General features: G+C 43.7%; 16 protein-coding genes. 11 read left to right on the top strand and 5 right to left on the bottom strand.

Annotation, left to right across the window (positions count from 1 at the left end):
* Positions 1–5 precede the first annotated feature (5 nt).
* Positions 6–1841 (bottom strand): asparagine synthase (glutamine-hydrolyzing), encoded by a 1836-nt coding sequence (gene asnB, locus BMY75_RS00940; protein WP_074828316.1) that lies wholly within the window; start codon positions 1839–1841, stop codon positions 6–8.
* A gap of 287 nt (positions 1842–2128) precedes the next feature.
* Between asnB and BMY75_RS17825 the strand changes: the two genes are divergently transcribed.
* The 6 genes from BMY75_RS17825 to BMY75_RS00915 all read left to right on the top strand — a co-directional run bounded on the left by BMY75_RS17825 (position 2129) and on the right by BMY75_RS00915 (position 8289).
* The gene (locus BMY75_RS17825; RefSeq protein WP_170844228.1) at positions 2129–2299 is read left to right on the top strand and encodes a hypothetical protein; all 171 of its coding nucleotides are present in this window, start codon (positions 2129–2131) and stop codon (positions 2297–2299) included.
* A gap of 504 nt (positions 2300–2803) precedes the next feature.
* The gene (locus BMY75_RS00935) at positions 2804–5098 is read left to right on the top strand and encodes an anaerobic ribonucleoside triphosphate reductase (protein WP_074828311.1); all 2295 of its coding nucleotides are present in this window, start codon (positions 2804–2806) and stop codon (positions 5096–5098) included.
* A 69-nt stretch (positions 5099–5167) separates the two neighbouring features.
* On the top strand, positions 5168–5689 hold the full coding sequence (gene nrdG / locus BMY75_RS00930) for an anaerobic ribonucleoside-triphosphate reductase activating protein (protein ID WP_074828307.1): 522 nt from the start codon (positions 5168–5170) through the stop codon (positions 5687–5689).
* A gap of 256 nt (positions 5690–5945) precedes the next feature.
* Complete coding sequence (locus BMY75_RS00925) at positions 5946–6494, top strand: phage head-tail adapter protein (RefSeq protein ID WP_347499904.1); 549 nt, start codon at positions 5946–5948, stop codon at positions 6492–6494.
* A 316-nt stretch (positions 6495–6810) separates the two neighbouring features.
* Positions 6811–7563 carry an exodeoxyribonuclease III gene (locus tag BMY75_RS00920; RefSeq protein ID WP_074828300.1) on the top strand — a complete coding sequence of 251 codons (753 nt, stop codon included), beginning with the start codon at positions 6811–6813 and terminating at the stop codon, positions 7561–7563.
* Positions 7564–7590: 27 nt separating this feature from the next.
* Positions 7591–8289 (top strand): metallophosphoesterase family protein, encoded by a 699-nt coding sequence (locus BMY75_RS00915; RefSeq protein WP_074828295.1) that lies wholly within the window; start codon positions 7591–7593, stop codon positions 8287–8289.
* 52 nt (positions 8290–8341) lie between these two features.
* Here BMY75_RS00915 and aspS read toward each other — a convergent pair whose 3' ends face one another.
* The 4 genes from aspS to BMY75_RS00895 all read right to left on the bottom strand — a co-directional run bounded on the left by aspS (position 8342) and on the right by BMY75_RS00895 (position 12470).
* Positions 8342–9676 (bottom strand): aspartate--tRNA(Asn) ligase, encoded by a 1335-nt coding sequence (aspS, locus tag BMY75_RS00910; protein WP_074828292.1) that lies wholly within the window; start codon positions 9674–9676, stop codon positions 8342–8344.
* Between the two features lie 321 nt (positions 9677–9997).
* Entirely contained in the window at positions 9998–11260 is a 1263-nt protein-coding gene (locus BMY75_RS00905; RefSeq protein ID WP_074828289.1) for a PrsW family glutamic-type intramembrane protease, read from the bottom strand.
* 14 nt (positions 11261–11274) lie between these two features.
* A complete protein-coding gene (locus BMY75_RS00900; RefSeq protein ID WP_074828286.1) occupies positions 11275–12096 on the bottom strand; it encodes a DNA-3-methyladenine glycosylase family protein in 822 nt (273 codons plus the stop codon).
* 5 nt (positions 12097–12101) lie between these two features.
* On the bottom strand, positions 12102–12470 hold the full coding sequence (locus BMY75_RS00895; RefSeq protein WP_074828282.1) for an Imm1 family immunity protein: 369 nt from the start codon (positions 12468–12470) through the stop codon (positions 12102–12104).
* A 109-nt stretch (positions 12471–12579) separates the two neighbouring features.
* Between BMY75_RS00895 and BMY75_RS00890 the strand changes: the two genes are divergently transcribed.
* The 5 genes from BMY75_RS00890 (at position 12580) to BMY75_RS00870 (ending at position 18674) form a co-directional block, all read left to right on the top strand.
* Positions 12580–13263 carry a DUF6062 family protein gene (locus tag BMY75_RS00890; protein WP_074828278.1) on the top strand — a complete coding sequence of 228 codons (684 nt, stop codon included), beginning with the start codon at positions 12580–12582 and terminating at the stop codon, positions 13261–13263.
* 519 nt (positions 13264–13782) lie between these two features.
* A complete protein-coding gene (locus BMY75_RS00885) occupies positions 13783–14049 on the top strand; it encodes a hypothetical protein (protein ID WP_139199654.1) in 267 nt (88 codons plus the stop codon).
* A 132-nt stretch (positions 14050–14181) separates the two neighbouring features.
* Positions 14182–14952, top strand: coding sequence for a 23S rRNA (guanosine(2251)-2'-O)-methyltransferase RlmB (rlmB, locus tag BMY75_RS00880; RefSeq protein WP_074828274.1), 771 nt, complete (start codon positions 14182–14184; stop codon positions 14950–14952).
* A gap of 17 nt (positions 14953–14969) precedes the next feature.
* On the top strand, positions 14970–17390 hold the full coding sequence (locus tag BMY75_RS00875; RefSeq protein WP_074828269.1) for an HAD family hydrolase: 2421 nt from the start codon (positions 14970–14972) through the stop codon (positions 17388–17390).
* Positions 17391–17474: 84 nt separating this feature from the next.
* A complete protein-coding gene (locus BMY75_RS00870; protein WP_074828266.1) occupies positions 17475–18674 on the top strand; it encodes a glycoside hydrolase family 10-like protein in 1200 nt (399 codons plus the stop codon).
* The last annotated feature ends 104 nt before the right edge of the window (positions 18675–18778 follow it).

Below are 18778 nucleotides of genomic sequence, written 5' to 3'. Positions count from 1 at the left end.
CTGTTTTATACTTCTGCGCCGAAGTAAACATCGTACCAGATAAGGAATGTAAATACTGTCCAGATTTTTCTGGAATAGTCATACTTCATAGCACGGTGGTCATCCAGCAGTGATACAAGCTCGGATGTATTGAAGAACTTTTCTGCGGCAGGAGAGGTAAAGCAATCCTTTACGACGCCGTAGTATTTGTCTTCTCTGAGCCATACTCTTGTAGGAACGGGGAAGCCAAGCTTTTTCTTGTTAGCTGTCTGAGGGGGGCAGGCTTTGAGGGCTGCTATTCTCATGGCGTACTTGGTATTCTCCTTGGTAACGCGGTATTTTGCAGGTATCTTCTCGGCGAGTTCCATGACCTTTCTGTCGAGGAAAGGTACGCGGAGTTCAAGAGAATGAGCCATTGACATTTTATCGGCTTTCAGCAGAATGTCGCCAGCCATCCAGAGATGGAGGTCGAGGTACTGCATCTGTGTTACCTGATCCTGATCGCGGACTTTATCGTAGTATGGTTTTGTGACAGCCATAGCATCCGAGGCATTTGTTTTTATCTTCAGTATCTTTTTACGTTCTTTTTCGGAGAAGATATAAGCATTTCCGATGAATCGTTCGTCCAAGTCTTTTGAACCTCTTATCAGATAGTTAACGCCATGCTTATGGGGCAGTTTTTCGGCTATAGCGCCCACGCCTTTTCGCAGGGGCTTGGGAATCTTGAAATATGCAGCCATATCTGCCGGGTTATGGTAGATGTTGTATCCGCCGAATATCTCATCGGCTCCTTCGCCCGAAAGCACTGCCTTTACCTGCTGTGATGCAAGCTGACATACAAAGAAAAGAGCGATAGCCGCAGGATCAGCAAGAGGTTCGTCCATATGATACTGTATCTTTTTGAGATTATCCCAATATTCTTCGGGAGTGATTACCTTTGAGAAATTCTCCTTGCCGATGTACTTTGAAAATTCCTTGGCATAGCCTATCTCGTTGTACTTTTCGTCCTCGCCGAAACCTACAGTAAAGGTCTTGTCAACGTCAGCAACTGCGGCAACATAGCTTGAATCCACACCGCTGGAAAGGAATGAGCCTACCTCAACATCAGCGAATTTATGTGCATCAACAGAGTTTTTGAAAGTATCTGATATCTTCTCCACCCAGTTTTCAAGGTCGGGACCGTTATCTGCATTGAACTTGACCTCCCAGTAACGGCGGATATTCAGCTTGCCGTCTTTATAGGTGAAGCAATGAGCGGGAAGCAGCTTTTTGACGTTTTTGAAGAAAGTATCCTCGGTAGGGGAGTACTGGAAGGTCAGGTAAGTCTCAAGAACGTCGGTGTTAAGCTCTTTAGTGAAATCGGGATGGTCGAGGAAGCTCTTTATCTCGCTGCCCCACATGAAAGTGCCGTTCATCTGTGCATAGTAGAAAGGCTTTATTCCGAAGAAATCCCTCGCACCGAAAAGCTCACCTGTATTTTTATTGTATATAACGAAAGCGAACATACCGCGCAGTCTGTCCAGAAGCTTTTCGCCCCATTCCTCGTAACCGTGGATAAGCACCTCGGAGTCGGTCTTGGTATAGAAGCTGTGACCTGCTGCAATAAGTTCATCTCTGAGTTCTTTGAAATTATATATCTCACCGTTGAAAGTCAGCACAAGTGACTTATCCTCGTTGAATATAGGCTGACTGCCCACATCACTGAGGTCGATGATAGAAAGTCTGCGGAATCCCATGGCAACACCGTCGTCGATATACTTTCCATCGGAATCAGGACCGCGGTGTTTTATCCTGTCCATCATTCTGCCGAGAACATCGGACGCGTTGTCAATTCTGTTCGTGAATCCTACGATACCACACATAAATACCCTCGTTTCCCAGAATAAATCTGAATGATCATAAATCATAAAGCGGAAAAGTATTTCCGCTGCAAATACAACTTATATTATACACCGCCTTGAATGTATTTGCAATAGGTATTTTGTAAAAATAAACAAAGTCATATGCATAAAATTGTTTAAATAGCAAGCAATATCTGATTTTTAGTGCCTTTTTGAATAAATTGCGTTAACCCCTTGCAAAATGAAAAAAGATAGTGTATAATAATAGTATAGTAACTGCCATTAAAGTTTTAAAGGGGGAGAGGGGCATGAAGGAGAAAAAGAAGAAGCGTTTTAGACTGGATATCGCGCTGCTTATAGGACTGCTCGCCATGCTCATATCTTTTGGAGCTTATATGGTAAACACAAGTCTTGAAGAAGTGCTTGAAAAGGAATACGGTGCGCCTGTGGTAACTCATGATTACAGCAGCGAAAAGTAAATATTCCTTGATTTGATTTCTGATATGCACCTTTGCTGTCACAGTAAAGGTGCTTTTTTATGAATTAAAGTGTATTATTCATCTGACAAGTCATTGCGCTTGTCGGAGTCAAAAAGTTACAGATTGTAACCTTTTGAAGCAAAGTTGTATACCTGATATAAAATGACATTCCCGGAGTAAAGTGTTTTACTTTACAAAATGCCGCAAAAATCTGTTATATATGGCAAGTAAATGTGCTTGTCATATCTGGGTGATGTATGTTCTGACAGGTAGGCAGGAGATATTTGTCTTGTTTCGATTTTCCAAAATGTAATTGTTTTGCACAAGAAACCAATTGGCTGGTTGTGCAAGGTATACAAATCTAGAGCGTACTTTTTGGCAGGTCCCCGCCTTGACTTTGGAATGATATTACTATATACTAGAATACGAACGCATTTTGAATACTAGATATGGTGGTCGAATGTTGTTCGACACTTTATTAAAATAAAGTATGGAGGAAGTACCATGATCGTAAAAATAAAGAAGAGGGACGGCCGTACCGTTACTTTCAACATTGAAAAGATAGCGCAGGCTATCTACAAGGCAGCTCAGTCTGTCGGCGGAAGCGACTATGAGACCGCGCTTGAACTTTCTGGTAGGGTAGTAGATATGCTGATGGCAAATAATATCTCGACACCTACCGTTGAAGAAATTCAGGACTGTGTTGAAAAGGTGCTTATCGAAGAGGGTCATGCGGCTACTGCAAAATCCTATATACTTTATCGTTCCGAGAGAACTAAGGCTCGTGAGATGGATACCCGTCTTATGAAGGTGTATGAAGACCTAACTTTCAAATCTGCTGAGGACAGCGACCTGAAGCGCGAGAACGCCAATATCGACGGCGATACCGCAATGGGTACCATGCTGAAATACGGATCTGTTGGTGCTAAGGAATTCTATGAGATGTATGTTCTTGAAGAGGAGCACGCAGAGGCTCACGAGAACGGCGATATCCACATCCATGATATGGACTTCTACACTCTCACAACTACCTGTACACAGATAGACCTCACAAAGCTTTTCACAGGCGGTTTCTCCACAGGTCACGGATACCTGAGGACACCTAATGATATAACCAGCTATGCCGCTCTTGCCTGCATTGCTATACAGTCCAACCAGAACGACCAGCACGGCGGTCAGTCTATCCCTAAGTTTGATTATGACATGGCTGAGGGTGTAAAGAAGACCTTCCGCCACCGTTACAGAGACAATATCCGCAGAGGTCTTTCTTTGCTGGCTGATGTTCCCGATAATCCCGATATAGCTCAGAGATGTGCTGATTTTCTGGCTAAGAGGGGACTTACTCCCACACTTGCAAACGACAACGGCTACATGGAAGAAGAAGCTCAGCTGCTGTCTTCCTATGCTGATGCCAAGGTGGTCAAGAAGATACAGAACTTCGCTTTCAAGAGTGCTGTAAAGGAGACAGACAGAGCTACCTATCAGGCTATGGAAGCGCTGATACACAACCTAAATACCATGAATTCGAGAGCGGGTGCCCAGACACCTTTCAGCTCTATAAACTACGGTACCGATACCTCTATCGAGGGCAGGATGGTAATAAAGAATATCCTTCTGGCTGAGGAAGCAGGTCTCGGAAACGGTGAGACACCTATATTCCCGATACACATTTTCAAGGTCAAGGAGGGTATAAACGTCAATCCGGAAGACCCGAACTACGACCTGTTCAAACTGGCGTGCAGAGTTTCGGCTAAGAGACTCTTCCCGAACTTCTCATTTATTGATGCGCCTTTCAATCTTCAGTACTACAAAGAGGGCGACCCCAACACCGAGATCGCTTACATGGGCTGCCGTACACGAGTTATCGGCAACGCATACGACCCCGAAAGAGAGATCGTTACAGGCAGAGGAAACCTCAGTTTCACAACTATCAACCTGCCGAGACTTGGTATCAAGGCTCATTACAATATCGACCTTTTCTATCAGTTGCTTGACGAAAAGCTCCAGCTTTGTATCGATCAGCTGATGCACAGATACAGGATACAGGCTAGCAAGAGAGTCAAGAACTATCCTTTCCTTATGGGACAGGGTGTCTGGATGGATTCTGAAAAGCTCTCCTATAATGACAGCGTAGAAGAAGTGCTTAAGCATGGAACGCTTTCCGTTGGTTTCATCGGTCTGGCTGAGTGTCTTAAAGTTCTGACAGGCAAGCACCACGGCGAATCTGAGGAATCAAGGAAGCTGGGTCTTGAGATAATCAAGCATATGCGTGAGCGTATGGATAAGGAAACTGCGGCTACCGGCATGAATTACTCTCTGCTGGCAACACCTGCTGAGGGTCTTTCGGGACGTTTTGTTAAGATGGACAAGGAGCTGTTCGGCGACATTCCCGGTGTTACGGACAGAGATTACTATACAAACTCGTTCCATGTGCCTGTATACTACAAGATCAACGCTTTTGAAAAGCTGGCTATCGAAGCTCCATATCACGAGCTGACTAATGCAGGTCATATCAGCTATGTTGAGCTTGACGGCGATCCTCTGGGCAACCTGAGTGCCTTTGAGAAGATCGTTAGATACATGAAAGAGGTTGGCATAGGCTACGGCTCTATCAACCATCCTGTAGACAGAGACCCCGAGTGCGGATACACAGGTATAATCGGTGACCGCTGCCCCAGATGCGGCAGATCGGAAGCTGAGCACCGCAAGTCCACACACGAGAGGATACCTCGTATCAAGATCGATGCTGTTCCTGCTGATACGGCTGAAAAGAAGCCTGCCAAGAGCAAGAAAAAATAACCACACCATTATCTCCTGTCCATCTGTTTTGTACAGGAGATAATTTTGCGCACATATCGGAGGTTTATTATGGAGATCAGGATAGCCGGTCTGGCGGAGGAATCTATAGTTGACGGACCCGGTTTCAGGTTCACTGTGTTCACTCAGGGCTGCCCACATCACTGCAAGGGCTGTCAAAACCCTCAGACCCATGATTTCAATGGCGGCAGGGTCGACGACACGGACAGCATTTTTGCTATGATAATCAAAGATCCCTTGCTTGACGGCGTAACATTCAGCGGTGGAGAACCATTTTGTCAGTGCAGCGCTCTTCTTTCTCTGGCTAAGAAGATACGTGGTTTCAAGGAACGCAGGCTGAATATCATCAGCTTTACGGGCTATACCTTTGAACAGCTCATCGAGCGTGGCAAAACCGAACCCGACTGCAAGGCTCTGCTTGAAACTCTTGATTATCTTGTTGACGGAAGATATGAAGAAGACAAACGCTCCCTGGAATTGAAATTTCGCGGAAGCTCAAATCAGCGTTTTATCGACGTTCAGCGTTCTCTGAAAGAGGGAAAAGCAGTTGAGGTCGATGACGAGCTGCTCTGAATCTGCTTTTTAAATTGCTGTAATGATCAAGAAGTTTTAAGCCATAGTACTTCTGAAATTATTCAGAGGTACTGTGGCTTTTTAATTGACGATCTGACAGCCGGATGATATAATCTTAAATAACAAAAATGGGAAAGTGGTGAACGAAATGAATAAAGAATGGTCCGAAATGAATAAGCTTATGCAGAAGCAGATAAAAAAGAGTGAAACATTTTTCGATGGTATAAACACATTGCTTGAACTACGCAGCAGTCTGATGGACACCATTATATCTTTTAAAAATGAGCTTTCAGCTGATGAATTTGCTGCTATCCCTTTCATTAATGTAGATGGTTATCACAGCAAAACCATTGCATATTCATTGTGGCATATTTTTAGGATCGAAGATATAGTTGCACACACTTTGATAAATGGTGATGAGCAAGTTTTCTTTTTAGGAAAATATAAAGAGAGGATCAATTCACCGACGGTCACCACAGGCAATGAACTTGTTAAAAATGAGATATCTGAGTTTTCAAAGCAGCTGGATATAAACGAATTATATGCATACATTTTTGAAGTCAAAGACAGCACAGAAAAAATACTGCGTGAAATGCCTTTTGAAAGACTTAAAGAAAAAATATCTGCAGAGCGCAGAGAGGTACTGCAAAACCTGAATGTTGTCAGCAATGACGATAAAGCTGTGTGGCTGATAGATTATTGGTGCGGAAAAGATATTCGCGGTTTGATACAAATGCCATTTTCGCGGCACTGGATAATGCATACAGAGGCAAGTTTAAGAATCGCAAATAAGATACACAAATAACTGAACTCGATGCCCCGAAGTGTTTAACGATGAACGCTTAGGGGTAAAACTTTATTTGAAATTTTCTCATAGGTCGATGCTATGCGGTCACTTTAGACGGATATCTGCTTCGTATGCAGTTAGAATAATTATTTTAGAACAGTATTACATCGCAGTTTTCCAGATTGTGGGATATGTTGATACATTCGCTTTAATATTATTAAAATTTTAAATAAACAGACATGATATGTATTCCCCGAAGTCTTTACTTTTGTTAAATAATGTGATATAATAAATACGAAAATAGTGCGATACGGAAAAGGTTGGGTATTATATTATGAAATTTATATCATGGAATGTAAACGGTTTCAGGGCTTGCCTGCAAAAAGGCTTCGGGGATTTTTTCACCGAGGCAGATGCTGATATCTTCTGTATGCAGGAGACTAAGATGCAGCCTGATCAGGCAGATTTTTCGCCCGAGGGTTATCAAAAGTATTTCCACAGTGCAATAAAGAAAGGCTATTCGGGAACTGCTGTTTATACAAAGAAAGAACCTCTCGATGTTAAATTCGGGCTGAACGGCACTCACACAGACGAGGGCAGGGTCATAACCTGTGAGTATGATGATTTTTACTTTGTATGCTGTTATGTCCCTAATGCGCAGAATGAGCTCAAAAGAATAGATTACCGTATGGAGTTTGAGGACGATATGAGGGCTTATCTTTCGGAGCTTGATAAGAAAAAGCCCGTTATTTACTGCGGCGATCTTAATGTTGCTCACGAGGAGATAGACCTTAAAAATCCCAAGAGTAATGCGGGCAACGCAGGATTTTCAGATCAGGAGCGCGGAAAGTTCACTGAGTTGCTGGCGGCGGGATTTGCTGATACTTTCCGCAGGCTTTATCCCGATGTGACAGGTGCTTACTCATGGTGGTCATACAGGTTCAACGCAAGAAAGAACAACGCGGGATGGCGTATCGACTACTTTGTAGTTTCGGAAAGACTAATGGATAAGGTAAAGGATTCAAAGATACTTAAAGATATAGAAGGCAGCGATCACTGTCCTGTTGAATTGGATATGGAGTTTTAAGTTATAAGATTTTTCGGGGGGAGAAAAATGATACTTGTTACGGGTGATATCCACGGATGCTCGGATATTGGCAAGCTTTCCGCAAAGGCAAACCCTGCCCAGAAACTGATGAGTAAGGATGATTTCCTTATCATCGCGGGGGATTTCGGGCTGGTCTGGAACAACGATGCGGAAGATCTCTGGTGGCGCAAATGGCTGGATATGAAGCCTTATACCACACTCTTCATCGATGGCAATCACGAAAACTTCGACTTGCTGGAAACCTTTGAAGAAGTGGAATTCTGCGGTGGAAAAGCTCACAGGATTGGCAACAGCATCTATCATCTGAAGCGCGGAGAAATGTTTGAGCTTCAGGGGAAAAAGTTTTTCACCATGGGCGGCGCTGAATCTCACGACAAGGAATTTCGCGAGATAGGTTCTTCGTTATGGGAGCAGGAGCTTCCCAGTGAAACTGAGTATGCTCACGCGCTGGAGACCCTTGATAAGAACGGCTGGAAAACGGATTATATCCTGACCCACTGTGCGCCGTCTTCCGTTCAGCATGAAATAGCAGGGAAGCTTGGTCTGGAGAATGAATATCCCGACAACAAGCTGAATGAATTTCTTGAAGATATCGGTCAGAAAATCGAATACAAATTCTGGTTTGCTGGTCATTATCACACTGATATGGCAAGCGAGATCGAACCAAGGTTCAATGTTCTTTTTAATAGCATAGTTGAGATATGAATATAACAAACGAGGCTCGCTCCCGAAAAGGAACGAGCCTTTGATATTTATACTATGGATTCAGTCTGTTAGGACCACGGAAGATGAACATAGCTTCCTTGATGTGCAGACCAAGCAGCAGCATTGTCAGTCTGTCAACGCCGATACCGAAACCGCCGTGAGGAGGACAGCCGTACTTGAAGAACTCAAGATAGAACTTTACGTCCTCATCCAGACCCTTTTCAGCAGCCTGCTTCTTAAGAACTTCATATCTGTGCTCTCTCTGTGCGCCTGTTGTTATCTCTACACCTCTCCAGATGAGGTCGTAGCCCATAGGCACGCCCTTTTCATCTCTCATGTGATAGAATGCACGCTTTTCAGCATCAAAATCGGTAACAAAGAGGAACTCGTGGTTGTAGTGCTTCTTTACCCACTCATAGCTGAGCTTTTCAGCATCGGTGGTAAGGTCGCCCTTTTCTTCCTCGGGTACCTTGTAGCCGAACTCTTCTTCCAGTGCCTTGTAGAGATCTGCAAGCTTAACAACAGGGAAAGGAGTTTCGGGAACGATAACTTCCTGACCGAAGAGCTCCTTGATCTCGTCGCCGTACTTTTCCTTAACAGCGGAAAGACCTGCCTTTAATAGCTGTTCTTCCATAGCCATTACATCTCTGTAATCGTTGATGTAGCTGAATTCAAGGTCGAAGCCTGTGAACTCAGTGGTGTGCTTGCTGGTGTAGCTCTTTTCAGCTCTGAATACAGGGCCGACTTCAAAGATACGCTCAAAGCCGCTTGCCATAGCCATCTGCTTGTAGAACTGAGGGCTCTGTGCAAGATATGCGTTTCTGTCAAAATACTTTACCTCGAAAACGCTGGAGCCGCTCTCGGAAGCTGCGCCTATCAGCTTAGGGGTGTGTATCTCGATGAAGTTCTCACCCAGCAGAAAATTCCTCATGGCATTTACCATAGCGGTCTGTGCCTTGAACATCAGCTGGTTCTCATCGGTACGCAGGTCTATCCAGCGGTAGTCGATACGCTGATCGATGCTTGAACGCTCAACTGCCTTTTTCTTCTTGGTAGCAGCGATCTCTTTTCTTGCTATCGGGATAGCGTCTGCAATGCTCTCGGGGATGATATCCTCTGGTATCATTTCCAGACCGCCCAGCTTTACGTAGTCATTCTCAAATACCTGACCTATAACGGTAACAACGGAATCGCCTGTCAGTGCGTCAAGCTTTTCGTTGAGCTCGGGGTGCTTTTCCTTTTCAACAGTTACCTGTAATTTGCCTGTAATGTCCTTAACGACGATAAAAGCCATAGCGCGGGCATTTCTGTAATTCTCAACAAAGCCCTGTACCTTTATGGTCTCGCCAAGATGCTCTTTAACGTCTTTAATGTATGTTCTGTTCATATAATAACTTCCTCCCGTTTCGGATAAGATTTTACATACTTATATATTATAACGCTTTAAGCGTAAAATGTCAACAGCGATATAAATATATTTTGTTTCAAAAATCAAATCTTTTTTGCAGATGAAGAACCATTCTCCCGGACGGCCTGACATTTCAGCTTATGGGTGTTATCCTGTATCTATATAGAAAGAAGGACGTTACAGCATTCGGTAATAATACTTGAACCAATGCCCTGGGACAAAAACGGAGATACCGATCCTGAGCAAGATATAAACTGATAAAAAAAGGCATGAGTATTTTATTGCTCATGCCTTTAAGTTCTATATCTTGTGTCCGCAGATGGGACAGAATTTAGTGTCCGATGTCAGCTTGTTTCCACATTCGTTGCAGAACTTTACTGTTTCACCTGGCTGAGGTTGTATTTGTGACGGTGTATATGTTTGGCGCACAGGTTCGTAATTTTGATCGTAGGCAACAGTATTTTGCGACTGATATGCATTTGAAGCAGGATATCCGCCGTACTGACCTTGGCTGTAAGGGTTGACGTTATTAGGCTGTTGAGTGTTGTGGGGCTGATAACCAAACTGAGCATTCTGTGAATTTCCGTAAGGATAGCCACCCGACTGTTGATCGGTGGTATTATTTGGAATGCTGCCGTACTGCCATACAACAGGCTGACCTGCCATTGTATTCGGTTGGCTGCCATACGCATTTGTGACAAAGTTTTGTACGTTGTCAGGATTTACAAGCACAGTACCATTCTCGTTTGTTTTTCCGACCATATCCTGAAAGTGACCGTTCAGGTGCTGGTAGTAATACTCGTTGTAGATCATAAGGTCTTCTTTGCTTGCCTTAGTGATGATCTTATACATCAGCATATAGACAATGATCATTATACCGATAACTCCGGCAATGCCTACATACTCGAAACTTTCGGGAGCGTCTTTAGCGACAGACGCAAGAGCAAGAAAATCATATAGACCATGTACCAAGACCGAAATAAAAAATGCGCGACGCTGAGGATTTTTATCAGATTCGATGTTATTATACTTTTTATACTTAGAGAGTCCGAAATAATAGCCCATGAAAATTCCTGTGAACGCATGGAGCGGAACTGAAAGTGCTGCTCTTAAAATTCCCGTAAATGCACCCATTAATGCGCCTGATTTAGAACCATTACCCAATACATAAAAAATATTTTCAAGTGTAGCAAAGCCAAGTGCCGCAGCAGCGCCGTAAACAATACCGTCATAGGTATGGTCGAAATCTCTGTTTTTAAAGATAGTAAGCTTGAATGTGAAATACTTGCATAGTTCCTCTGCCGGACCTATAATAAACACACAAAGCGCAAACAGTCCGGACATACTCAGTATTTTATTTGCGTCGGAATTATATGAAATTGCCAAAATGATTATACCAATATATTCCAATATCGCAGCAATTATCGTTGAAAGAGCGCTAACAATAAATACCTTAGCAACTCTTTTGAAGGGTTCTTTTTTTATAGTCGGGGTCTTTTTCAGCACCACCGAAAAGATGACGATGGTAGGTACCAGAGCGATACCAATAAGAGCATAATTCAATCGTTTTACCTCCTTTATTTAAGGGAAGCAGCTGCTTCTTCAGAAGTTCGTATGTAATGGAAAAGATACTGCTGTGCTATGCCCTCGTATCCTCTGGTACATTCTGGAAGACCATTGGGATACCAGTTTGCCATAACTCGCTTGACCCATACATCTATGGGAAAAGCTTCTGTACGATAAAATCCGAACAGCAATGCACATTCTGCCACCTTGGGTCCTACGCCTTTTATGGTCTGCAAAAGTTTGCGAGCGCTTTCGATATCCATGCTTCGTATCTTTTCGAGATCGATGGCACCGCTTTGTATCTTTTGGACAGCATCAACCAGGTATTTCGCCCTGAATCCCGCACGGAGATAAGCAAGGCTTTCCTCGGTCTCCTCGGTGAGTTCCTGCCAAGCGGGATAACCGCCGCAGTGTTCGCAAAGCCGTCCGATTATTCCTTTGATTCGTGGAATATTATTGTTCTGGCTGATTATGAATGAGGAGAGCGCTTCCCAGCTGTCCTGACGGAGTATGCGTATACCGCTGGCGTATTTGCAGGCTTTTGAGAGAGTCTCGTCCTCTGAAAAACGTTTTTTTATTTCGCTGTAGTCGGTGGCAAGGTCAAAATAATCTACCCACAGCGAAATAAAGTCTTCTTCTGTGGTATCGTGCAACTTGAAAACGTCTTTACCGTTCTCACAGCTTATCACAAGCTTTTTATTTAGAAATGCTCCGCTGTAGGTGTTATCGGCAGTCTTCTCCCACCTGAAAGCCTGACCGCAGTCAAGGGTCTGGTCGAGGTCAAAGTCCGCCTGACAGAGCAGTATATCTTTGCCGTCTTTTTTGTAGTCCATTTTGTTCACACTCCGTCCTGCCAGTTTATACAGTCAGGCAGTTTATAGTTTTCGCAGAATCGTCTTATACAGGCGACGGCGCTTTCTATTGAAATAACAGCGTCTGCAGGTGCAGTCCATTCCGTACCGCAGGGATTAAAGGTGACCTGGGTATTTCCATAGCCGCGGGACATATACATATCGCCCTCATCATTCCCGAAATAGTTCAGGCAGGCATATCCGCCGTTTACAAGCACTGCAAGGGCAGGGTAGAGCGAACCGTCTTCACTTATCCATATCTCGTTCATACCCTTTTCTGCAAGACTGAGTATCAGCAAGATAACTTCTTTGGTATCGGCGATAGTTATGTCACCGTTTTCGCAACTTATACGCATAGCATTCACCTTTTATAAGACACTTGCAAATTTCATTAAAATACATTATACTATATAATGAAACAATTTTCAATATATTTTTTGCCTATATGCGAAAGGGAGTTTTTCAATGAGAGAAAGCATTTTAACCATACCGGTTACAGAAATATTCGAGCCGAAATGCGGCTGTCCTATATGCAGGCTGCGGGATACTCTTGAACAGCGTACTATTGATTACATAATGGGTGCAGCCATGATGGAGCCTGATGTCCGCATAGAGACCAACAAGCAAGGCTTCTGCAAGGTACATTTCGAGCAGATGCGTGCCTGCAAAAACCGCCTCTCACTGGCGCTGATGCTGTCAACACACTTACAGTCACTTCAAAAGAACGTACTTAAAAGGCAGAGCATATTTGAAGGCAAGACAGCTAAGCAAAAGCGCGTATCTGCGGTAAATAATGACTGTTTTGTCTGCAACAAGATAGAGTGGGGAATGTCCCGCATAATGGTGACGCTTTTTGAGCTTTACGAACAGCAGGACGAGTTCCGCCAGCTGTTTGCCGAGCAGGAAATGCTTTGTCTGCCCCATTATGATATGCTTGTATCTGCCTGCGAGGACAAGATGAACAAGAAGATACAGGGAAGTTTCAAGGAAGCCTGTGCCGCACTTACCGAGAAATATCTGGCTGAACTGGAAAAAGATGTGACCCATTACTGTGATATGTATGACTACCGCAACAACGGAAGTGATGCTGACTGGGGCAATTCTAAGGATTCCATCGAGAGAGCGATAAAATTTCTGACAACACGATAATTTCGTAACAGAATGTAATTTTTCTTTGGGCATTCGGCTGAATAAAAATACATAATATTGTACAGACTTTCATAGATGAGTGTTATTTGTCAGGTAGAGTAAAACTAGTACGTTTTTATGGATATTTGAGGCCTTAAAGTGCCTAACAAATTAAAACTTTCCGCGAATCCCCTAGAACTTTGGGGATTCAGCTCTGTGTAAGACCAAAATATTGCCGTGTTCATTATTCAGTAATAGTTTTAACGATTTAAAAGCCTTTCAAGAGGTGTGCGTTTTCACTTGATGTACATATTTTTGTCCTTAGGTATATTTTTCAACAAAATTAACCAATGTTGAAAACATAGGAATTTTACGTGATTTTCAACCTTTTCAACAGGTTTTTCAACACTTTTGGTTTGAAAATGTTGACTTATGAAATGAGTTTTCAACTTTTCAACAGTAAATTGTTGAGAAGTACATTCTAACGGACTTTAATGTGAAAATCGATGACAAGGAGATGTCTGAAAGGTGATAAAAGGCGTGAACAAGCAAATTATTGAAATTAAATGTACGAACAATGAATGTTTTGAAAGAGCACTTTTGTTCGTGAACTCAAACTGTGAACTGTTTTCTGAAAACGATCCGCAGGTCATGGCAGGGGAGTATCTTAAGAAGCTGACAGATGAAATGGAAAGTATTGAAAGAGAAGACAAACAGCCACATGATAAAACACTAAGATCACTTCTCGCTGTACTTTTCGGAGCGATAGTGACTTCTGTGCTGGTTTTTGTTTTGATTGCCTTATGATAGCGCACATATTTTCTAAAAATCGTATATGCTATTTGTTTAAATTGCAAAAAATCCTCGGAAGCTATTGGCTTTTGAGGATTTTTGTGCTATAATACCTAATAACTGTTGTTTGAAAAAGGATTTTTGATTATGAATAAAGACAGAAATAACACTACCGAAAACAAGCGTGACGAAGAGCTTATCCTTGGAAGAAATCCGGTTATCGAGGCGCTGAAAGCCGATAAGCTGATAGATATGATCTTCGTGAATCCCGAGGCTAAGGGTTCTATCTCGCTGATACTTAAACTTGCCAAGGAAAGGGATATCCCCGTAAAGCAAGTCAGGGAAGTAAAGCTTGACTACATGGCAGGCGGTGCGGCGCATCAGGGCGTTATAGCTGTGGGCGCCTGTGCTGAGTATGTGGAGGTCGAGGATATCCTCGCTATCGCTGAAAAGAAAGGCGAAGATCCTTTCATAATAATATGTGACGAGATCGAGGATCCCCATAATCTCGGTGCGATAATACGTACCGCCGAGGCTGCCGGAGCTCATGGTATAATAATCCCCAAGAGAAGGAGTGCTTCACTGAACCACACTGTTTTCAAGACTTCTGCAGGTGCGGCAAGCTGGCTGCCTGTTGCGAGAGTACCAAATCTTGCGGCGGCAGTTGACGAACTGAAAAAGCAGGGCGTGTGGATATACGGTACAGACGGCGCAGGTGAAAATTATTCGGGCGCCGATCTCCGCGGTCCCATCGGACTGGTAGTAGGTTCTGAGGGCTTCGGCATGGGAAGACTTATGAAAGAAAAATGCGATATGCTTCTCAGCCTGCCGATGGCGGGCAAGATAACCTCGCTTAATGCTTCTGTTGCTGCTGGAATCTTTATGTATGAGATAGTGCGCCAACGCGCCATCAAGTAGATTTGGAGTGATATGGATTGGCTGATAAATATTCCATCGACGAAATTTTGTCGGAATACAGCAATAAATACAAAACAAATAACAGACCCGAGGCGGACAAGCCTGAAGATTTCGATATAAGCTTTGATAAGCCCCGGGAAGCTCGTACTGCGCCGGAGATACCCGATATCCCGATGGATAGTACCGCAGAAAACGCTGTTGAGAAGACCAAGGATATTGCGAAAACTGTTTCGGCTGCCGAAGATAAAGCCGAATCTGTCGTAACGAGCGATGCTTCATCTGATGCAAAAGCTGACGGCTTCCTGCTTGCAGAAGATCTTATTCTCAAGAACGATACACCGGTAGACGATGAGATCGCTATGCTGACGGCTCGTAAGATCAGCAGACTTTCCTCCCATGGAGGAAGACGCAGGCGCGACGACGAACTGTCAGCTGAACCGGTAAGACGCACAAGCTTAAAGGATATGAAGCTTGGTCTTGAGGGCAAGATAATCCCTCAGAGCCAGTATCTCACAGACATCGATGAGGAAGAAGAGGATATTCCCGAAAGCGATGCTGATGACGAGTATACAAGACGTTCGGCAGCACTTGAAAAGCATAGAAGATCCAAGGTCGAAAGCTTTGTTCTGGACAGTCTGGACGATGCTGATGATGCAGAGAAAAGCAAAACAAATAAGATATCCTATGGTCAGAAAGAGTTTGAAAACTACGATGAAGCACCGAAGGTACTCAATGATATTCTGCAGATCAAAAGTAATCTGTTTCTCAGACTTTGCGTGCTGCTCTTCACAGGTCTTTCAAGCTTGCTTATAACCATAGCAAATGACCTTGAACTTCCTGTGATAAGGATATTCGACAGATCGGTCTCGCCGTCTGCTTTCCTGTTTTCCAACACGATAATGGGTCTGCTGTCGCTGGGTGTTTCTTATACTATCATGACTGCCGGTATAAAAAATATGTTTCTGCGTAAACCCGATAATGATTCTATCGCAGCTGTAGGTATATTCGTTTCGGTAATCGCAGGTATCGCTACGCTGTTTGAGCCGGATTCTGTCCGTGACTGCTATTACCATGTATATGTATCAGCAGCCATCATGGGGCTGATATTCAATACTCTGGGCAAGATGATGACAGTTCAGCGAACCGAAAAGAATTTCAGATACATCGCAGGAGATTTCGACAGATACGCTGTCAAGAGCGTTGACGGAAGCACTGCTGTGAATCTTGGCAGGGGAGCCGTTCCAGTCAATGCCAATATGGCTGCTATGCGAAAGACAGGCTTCGTAGAGGATTTCATCAACAACAGCTATGCGCCAGATGTTTCCGACAGATTTGCAAAGTATTCCGCACCAATCGTACTAATTGCAGGATTTTTAACGGGGCTTCTCTCGTTCATCTGCGATAAGCACGCGGGTTCAAGCATAGAGAAGATATATGTTGCACTTGCTGCATTTTCTGGTACCGTGACAATGTGCTCATCACTTTCACTTATATTGGCTGTAAATCTGCCAATAAGCAAGGCGACCAATAAATATTTGCAGTATTCCTCGGTTATACTGGGTTACAGCGCCGTAGAGGAGTATTCGGAAACCAATTCGGTAATGGTAGATGCAGTTCAGCTATTCCCGAAAGAAAGCGTTGATCTTGTAAATCTGAAGCTTCTTTCCACCGAGCCGCTTGACGAATGTATTCTTCTGGCTTCAAGCCTTGTTTTCCGTGCGGACAGTGTACTGAAAAATTCTTTCTATAAAATACTCAAAGGCAAGCTTGATATGCTATATCCCGTAGAAAGCTACATCTACGAGGACGAAAGAGGATTATCGGGCTGGATAGACAATAAGCGCGTGCTTCTCGGCACAAGACAGCATATGGAAGATCATTCAATTGATGGTCTGCCGCCTGCTTCAAAGGAAGCTGAATACGGCAAGGGCAATGTGATACTTTATCTTTCCATATCTGGCGTGATATGTACAATGTTCGTGCTGAAAGTTACTCCTTCCATGTCGGTGACGAAATGGATGCAGTCGCTTGAAAGAGAGGGCGTTGTCACCGTTGTAAGAAATGTGGACGGTTTCCTCACACAGGAGTTTCTTGAATGTCTATTCGATCTTGACAAAGGCTCAGTAACGATGCTGCCTTTCAGGTATCACAAGGAATATGAAAACGAAGTTGGCTACAATGAGCGCGAATCCTCTCCTATGATGTGCAGCGGAAGTTTCCCCGCGTTTGCTATGCTGATAACAGGCGTAAAGAGGATAAAATCCGCAGCTCAGCTGGGTATCGCGATACAGGTAGGTTCCGTAGCACTGGGCGCGGCTATATGTCTTATATCCATGCTTCTTGGCACATTCGCACAGATAACACCAACGCTGATAATCGTTTATCACCTGGTATTCGCAGGCATTACCCTGGCAATGCTCGGCAGCAAGAAAGTATGATATCAATACCGTCGGTTCACCGGCGGTATTTTTTTGTAATATAGGCGGAACTATTCGCATAGGATTTATGAGGGAGTGATGCCAATGAAGAAGTTACTGATGGCTGCTGTCATACTGCTTGCGGGCTGTACCACTGATATACCACATGATACGATAAAATACGACCGTATACCATCGCCTGCGCCGAGGATCGAAGCTGATGACACAGAAAACGATGGCTATTCGCCGCTAAACTATGAGCGTCGTAAGGGGATATGGCTATCTTATATCGACCTTGCGCCCATGCTTTCGGCGGATAACGCTGATGATTTCCGAGAATGGTTTGATACCGCCTGTTCCGAAATTGCTGACCTTGGATGCAATACGATCTACGTTCATGTAAGACCTTTCGGAGATGCTATTTACGATTCTGCTCTGTTTCCGCCATCGGAGTATCTCGGCGGAGATTATGACCCACTTGAAATTATGTGCGGGGCAGCACATGAACACGAGCTTTCGATTCATGCTTGGATAAATCCTCTGAGATTACAGACGGCGGACAAGCTGGCTGAGTTTTCGGGATACACAACAGCTGATTGGTTCATCGAGGAAAATGACAGAGTGAGCTATGTGGGTGAGGACGGTCATCTGTGGCTCGACCCTGCCTATCCAGAGGTTCGTGAGCTTATCGCCGATGGTGCATACGAGATAGCCGAAAACTACGATATTGATGGCATACATTACGATGATTATTTCTATCCTACAACCGATTCTGAATTTGATGCGAAGTGTTTCGCTGAAAACGAAGGTGACAATTCTCTCGATGAATGGCGGAGGGATAATATCTCAAAAATGTGCCGTGAGATATATCAGAGAGTTAAGTCCGTTGACGGCCGAATCGAAGTAAGCATATCCCCGCAGGGAAATATGGAAAACAACTATTACAAGCTGTATGCCGATGTAGAAAAATGGTGCAGCGATGGCGGTTACTGCGACAGGATCATTCCGCAGATATATTTTGGATATGATAACCCTGTCAAGCCTTTTATCAGTACACTTGATGAGTGGCAGGATGTTTGTAGCAGCGGGAAAGTCAGTCTTGATATAGGATTGGCTGTTTATAAAATTAGTACAGATGAAGAGTTCACGGACAATGTTGGAATAATAGCTGATCAAATTGATGATTGCGATAATTGTCAAGGAATATCGTTTTACTCATTTGGAAGTCTATTTGGCGAGGACAGGGAATATGAAAGGATAGCCCATGAGAGGGAAGCTATCAGAAAAGCTCTTGCCAAATATTAAATTTTTCTAAATAATTTTATTGCTGACGATTATAATTCTTTTCAGACACTTGTAATTTTCATCGAAATGATGTATAATAAAATGAAATATTTTTGCGGAGGGAT

It is taken from the genome of Hominimerdicola alba (assembly GCF_900109655.1).
GTDB lineage: Bacteria > Bacillota > Clostridia > Oscillospirales > Ruminococcaceae > Hominimerdicola > Hominimerdicola alba_B.
The sequence above is the reverse complement of the archived record's forward strand: the minus strand, read 5'-3'. Positions and strand labels throughout refer to the sequence as shown.